At 71.1% G+C, this 5,183-nt stretch carries 5 protein-coding genes; 3 read left to right on the top strand and 2 right to left on the bottom strand.

The annotated features are described in order from the left end of the window. Positions 1-508: endonuclease III (locus E6J59_00890; protein ID TMB23992.1), on the top strand; the 508-nt coding region annotated here is incomplete at its 5' end. Between the two features lie 5 nt (positions 509-513). Here E6J59_00890 and E6J59_00885 read toward each other — a convergent pair. Then, a complete protein-coding gene (locus tag E6J59_00885) occupies positions 514-1,005 on the bottom strand; it encodes a cytochrome C (protein ID TMB23991.1) in 492 nt (163 codons plus the stop codon). On the opposite strand from E6J59_00885, the gene E6J59_00880 reads away from it, so the two are divergent. Next, on the top strand, positions 1,004-3,397 hold the full coding sequence (locus E6J59_00880) for a PAS domain S-box protein (GenBank protein ID TMB23990.1): 2,394 nt from the start codon (positions 1,004-1,006) through the stop codon (positions 3,395-3,397). The genes E6J59_00885 and E6J59_00880 overlap by 2 nt on opposite strands. A gap of 120 nt (positions 3,398-3,517) precedes the next feature. Here the strand turns inward: E6J59_00880 and E6J59_00875 are convergent, their stop codons facing one another. Beyond that, entirely contained in the window at positions 3,518-4,417 is a 900-nt protein-coding gene (locus tag E6J59_00875) for a hypothetical protein (GenBank protein ID TMB23989.1), read from the bottom strand. A 7-nt stretch (positions 4,418-4,424) separates the two neighbouring features. On the opposite strand from E6J59_00875, the gene E6J59_00870 reads away from it, so the two are divergent. Continuing rightward, a complete protein-coding gene (locus E6J59_00870; GenBank protein ID TMB23988.1) occupies positions 4,425-4,646 on the top strand; it encodes a hypothetical protein in 222 nt (73 codons plus the stop codon). The last annotated feature ends 537 nt before the right edge of the window (positions 4,647-5,183 follow it).

Genomic DNA, 5,183 nt, shown 5'->3' with positions numbered 1-5,183 from the left:
CGAGACGACGGGGCCGGCCGCGGCGCGGCTCTTCGCCCTCGCCGACTCGCCGGCCGCCATGCTCGGCCTGACGCGCCGCCGGATCGAGCGAGCGATCTTCCCGGTCGGCTTCTACCGTACCAAGGCGCGCGTCGTGCAGCGCGTCTCGCGCGGGCTTCTCGAGCGCTTCGACGGCCGCGTCCCCGCGGACCTGGACGCCCTGCTGACGCTGCCCGGGGTGGGACGGAAGACTGCGAACCTGGTCGTCACCTATGCCTTCGCGCTCCCCGGCATCTGCGTCGACACCCACGTGCACCGCATCACGAACCGGCTCGGCTTCGTGCGCACCACGACGCCGGAGCGCACCGAGTGGGCGCTGCGCGCGAAGCTCCCGCGCCGGCACTGGATCGAGCTCAACGACCTGCTGGTCGCCTTCGGGCAGAACGTCTGCCAGCCGCTCTCGCCCCGCTGCTCGGCCTGTCCGGTCGCCCGCCTCTGCCACCGCGTGGGCGTCACGCGGAGCCGCTGAGCGAGCTACGGCCTGTAGCCCGAGAATACGAAGTCGTTGTCCTTCTGCTGCTGGTGGCAGCCGAAGCACTGGGCCGTCGCGTCGGTCACCAGCCGTTCGCTCTGGCTGTCGCCCTTGAAGCCCTCGAAGCCCCACCCGCCGGTCGTCTTGAAGCGCGCGCGGTCCTTCTCCATGACGCCGATGAGCTTGCGGCTGCCCTCGACCCAGGCGCCGTTCTCGTCCTTCGCCTCGAGGAGGTCGAAGACGAGCACGCTGCCGTCGGGGAACGTCCCGCCCTTCACGAGCGCGCGCATCGCCTCGGCGTTGGCGTAGACGTGGTGCATGCCGCCGAACTGCGCGAAGAGCGGGTGCTTGTCGGAGTAGATGACCATGGACTTGACGAGCGGCCACTTGCGGTAACCGGCCGGGTAGTCGACCGACGGCTTCTCGGGCGAGGCCGCGGAGGCGGCGCCGGCGAGGGTGAGCGCCAGGCACAGGGGTACCAGCCGGTGCGTCATGGGCATTTCTCCTTCCCGGGCCCTGGTGCCGCGGAGGGTGGCCTCTCGTCAAGAGTGCCGGGCGTTGACGCCCGGCGCGCGAATCGTGGTAGTACCCGGGCGACATCCGGCCGAGCGCCGGGAGGGACGGGGTGCGGCGGGAGGCGGCGGCCGCTCTCGCCGGAGAGAGCCGATGGCCGTCGACGGCACGCATCCCAGCCCGTATCCAGGGCCCGAGCCGGGCCCGCCGCTGGCCGCCTACGATGCGGAGAGCCTGGCGCGGTGCTGGCGCGGCGCCAGCGCGTACTGCCTGACCGCCGCCATCCTGCTCCTCACCTTCGCCGCGCTCGACCGGACCCGCTTCCCGGACGCCGCGGCCACGCTGCTCCTCGTGCGCGCGCTGGGCGCCGCGGCGCTCGGGTTCCTCCTCGTGCTGCTGCAGACCCGCTTCGGGGTGCGCCACCCGCGCGCGCTCGGGGTGGTCGCGGCCGCCCTCATGGGGGCCATCGAGCAACTCCTCGCCCTCGCGGCAGAAGGAGCCCTGCAGGGGCGCGCGCTCGTCACCCTCGGCGCGGAGAGCCCGATCAACCTGGGCGCGACCTTCGCGATGCTCGGCGTGGCCGTGCTCATCCCCTGGTCGCCGGTCTGGTCGGCCTTCGCCTCCCTGCTGGTCATCGGCGAGTACGTGGCGGCGGCGGTCATCACGGGCAGGGCCACCGGACCGCCCTTCGACGACAAGCTCATGCTCTTCGCCTCGGCGGGCGTCGTCGCGGTCGTGATCACGGCCGTGCTCGAGCAGCGCCGCTGGCGGGAGTTCTTCCAGACCTGGGCGCTCGCCGCCGCCCACCGCGAGGCACGCGAGCGTGAGAAGCGCTACCGCTCCGTGGTGGAGACGGCGGGGAGCGTCATCATCGTCCTCGGCCCGGCGGGCTCCGTCACCGAGTTCAACCGCGAGGCCGAGCGCGTGCTCGGCTGGCCGCAGGCGGCGGTGGTCGGACGGGACCTCCTCACCTCCCTCGTTGCCGAGGGGAGCCGCGCGACGGTCGCCACCGACATCGGCAAGGCGCTCGCGGGCGAGCCGACGGGCGCCTTCGAGGCCCGCATGCTCGCGCGCGACGGCAGCGAGCGCGTGATGGCGTGCGGTACCAGGCGCCTGGTCGACGACGACGGGCGTGCGGTGGGCGTGGTCCTCTGCGCGCAGGACATCAGCGACCGCAAGCAGGCCGAGGACGCCCGCCTGGCGCTCGAGCGGCGGCTCGGCGAGGCGCAGAAGCTCGAGAGCCTCGGCGTGCTCGCGGGCGGCATCGCGCACGACTTCAACAACCTCCTGGTGAGCGTGCTCGGGAACGCCTCCCTGGCGCTCGGCGAGCTGCCGCCCGGCGCGCCCACACGCCAGGCGGTGCAGCGGATCGAGCACGCGGCCCGGCGTGGCTCCGAGCTCACCCGGCAGCTGCTCGCCTACGCGGGCAAGGGCACGGTCGCGCTCGCGCGGGTCGACGTGAACGCCCTCATCGCGGAGACGAGCGATCTCCTGCACGTGTCGACGGCGAACCGGGCCGTGATGACCTACGACCTGACGCCCAACCTTCCCGCGGTCGAGGCCGACCCCACCCAGATCCGCCAGGTCCTCATGAACCTCGTCATCAACGCCTCGGAGGCGATCGGCGACGCCGACGGCACGATCACGGTGCGCACGGGGGTCGTCGAGCTGGGTGCGGACACGCTGCGCGACACGCAGCACGCGCCCGAGGCGGCGCCCGGACCGCACGTCTGCATCGAGGTGTGCGACACGGGCTGCGGGATCGATGCCGCCACGGCGGCCAGGGTCTTCGACCCCTTCTTCTCGACCAAGTTCACGGGGCGGGGGCTCGGCCTCGCCACCGTGCTCGGCGTCGTGCGCGGTCACCGCGGCGCGCTCGCGCTCACGAGCACGCCCGGCAGCGGGACGACCGTCCGGATCTACCTCCCGTCCGCGGGCGCGCCGGCCCGCGGAGAGCCGCGGCCCGCGCCCGCGGCGCCGCCCGCCGGCGAGGGCCGCGAGGGGCGCACCGTCCTCCTGGTGGACGACGAGGAGGACGTGCGCGTCGTGACCGCCCACATGCTCGAGCGGCTCGGCTGCAGCGTGCTCCAGGCCGGCGACGGCCGCGAGGGCGTGCAGGTCTTTCGCGAGCACGCGCGCATGATCGACGCGGTGATCGTCGACCTGACCCTGCCGCGCCTCTCCGGCGACCGCGTGTTCCGCGAGATCCGCACCATTCGCCCCGACGCGCGCGTCATCCTCATGACCGGCTACGACGACGAGAAGGCGAGCGGCGCCCTCGCCGAGGCCGGGCTCGCGGGCTTCCTCCGCAAGCCGTTCTCGGTGGGCGACCTGGAGAAGGCGCTCGGCGAGGTGGCGCGCGAAGGGGACTGAGCCCCCTCGCGCGCCACAAGCGAGCCGGACAGTCGTTCTCGCAGGTCATCAAGCAGCGGCTTGGCGGGCGGGGAGAAAGTGCTCATCCCCGCCCTCTGCGGAATGTCCCGGCAGCGAATGCTACTTGCTGAAGACGCTCACGTTCCCGCCGCCGAGGTCTTGCAGTGTCGGGGAGCTGCCCCACCACGTGGTGCCATCCTTCAGAATCACGCGGACCGCGTACTGGTCGCGCTGGCGCGGACTGCACAGGTCGCCGTCGCCGATGTCAACCACGAGCGAGCAGTTGCCGATGGAGGACACGACCACTTCAGTGTCCGGATCGATCTTCTGGATGACCACGCTGGCCGAGTATCGGCCTCGGGTGAGCTGCATATAGCAGCCCTGGAGGAACGACAGACCGCCGGTGTTCCAGCTGGTGGACTTGACCAAGTAATTGTAGCCGTCATCGCCGCGCACCATGTAGATGCTGTTGCCCTTCAAGGTTCCGTTCTTGTTGAAGCCAACGGTGAACCCGAAGTTGGCCTTGCGATTTCCAGTGAGCGTGGGTATCCACCCGCCGCCCGTCACTCGTCGATCGGTGCTCCCGTAGTCGATTGTCAGACAGGCATCCGTGGCGGCCGTTTGCCAGCACGCTTGGGGTTCGACGCTGGCTCGCACGGTGTACTGTCCCGTAAGACTATTAAAAGCGATGAACGCGTCCCCTTGACTGTTGACAGCGGCAACTTGGTTGAGAACCGGCGAGCCCACGAGATTGTTCTGCTGGAACACGCGGAAGCGGACACTGAGAGCAGTGATATCCTGGCAAGTGTTCTGAGGTGTCACATGTGCTGACAGCACCACGGTGGCCGTTCCCACGGTCGGCCCGGCCGTGAAGACGAACAGGTCGCCCGCATATTGCAAGGTGACTCCCACCGGGATGCACGGATGCAGACACGCCGCGCTGCTGCCGCTGCAGACATCCGACGTGCATGAATCGGCGTCATCGGTGCACGTGTAGCCCGCCGTCTGGAAGACGTCCACGCACGCGTTGCTGGTCCCCGTGCAGTGGTCGGCCGCGTTGTTGTCGCACGCGCTGCTCTGCGACGCGCCGGTGCAGGGCGTGCTGCTCGAGGCGAAGGCGTTCGCGGGACACGCGCCCGAGGTCCCGGTGCAGGTCTCCGCTACGTCGCACTGCCCCGCCGAGGGCCGGCACGTGCAGCTCGCTGCTTTGAAGACGTCCACGCACGCGTTGCCGGTCCCCGTGCAGTGATCCTGCGTGTCATTGTCGCAGACGCCGCTCTGGGAGGCGCCCGTGCAATGCGTGCTGCTCGCGGCGAAGGCGTCCGCGGGACACGTGCCCGAGGTCCCCGTGCAGCTCTCCGCCACGTCGCACTGGCCCGCCGACGTCCGGCAGGTGACGCTCGCCGCCTTGTACGCATCCACGCACGTATTGCTGCTCCCCGTGCAGTGATCGGCCGCGTCGTCGTCGCACACGCCGCTCTGGGAGGCGCCCGTACAGTGCGTGCTGCTCGCGGCGAAGGCGTCCGCGGGACACGTGCCCGAGGTCCCGGTGCAGCTCTCCGCCACGTCGCACTGGCCCGCCGACGTCCGGCAGGTGACGCTCGCCGCCTTGTACGCGTCCACGCACGTGTTGCTGCTCCCCGTGCAGTGATCGGCCGTGTCGTCGTCGCAGACGCCGCTCTGGGAGGCGCCCGTGCAATGCGTGCTGCTCGCGGCGAAGGCGTCCGCGGGACACGTGCCCGAGGTCCCGGTGCAGCTCTCCGCCACGTCGCACTGGCCCGCCGAC

The sequence above is a fragment of the Deltaproteobacteria bacterium genome (assembly GCA_005879795.1).
GTDB lineage: Bacteria > Desulfobacterota > Binatia > DP-6 > DP-6 > DP-6.
This window is presented reverse-complemented; position numbering and strand designations above follow the sequence as displayed.

Excerpts from the sequence above, each read along its gene's own strand:
- E6J59_00880 (TMB23990.1), top strand. The coding sequence starts at position 1,004 with ATGGGCATTTCTCCTTCCCGGGCCCTGGTGCCGCGGAGGGTGGCCTCT.
- E6J59_00885 (TMB23991.1), bottom strand. The coding sequence starts at position 1,005 with ATGACGCACCGGCTGGTACCCCTGTGCCTGGCGCTCACCCTCGCCGGC.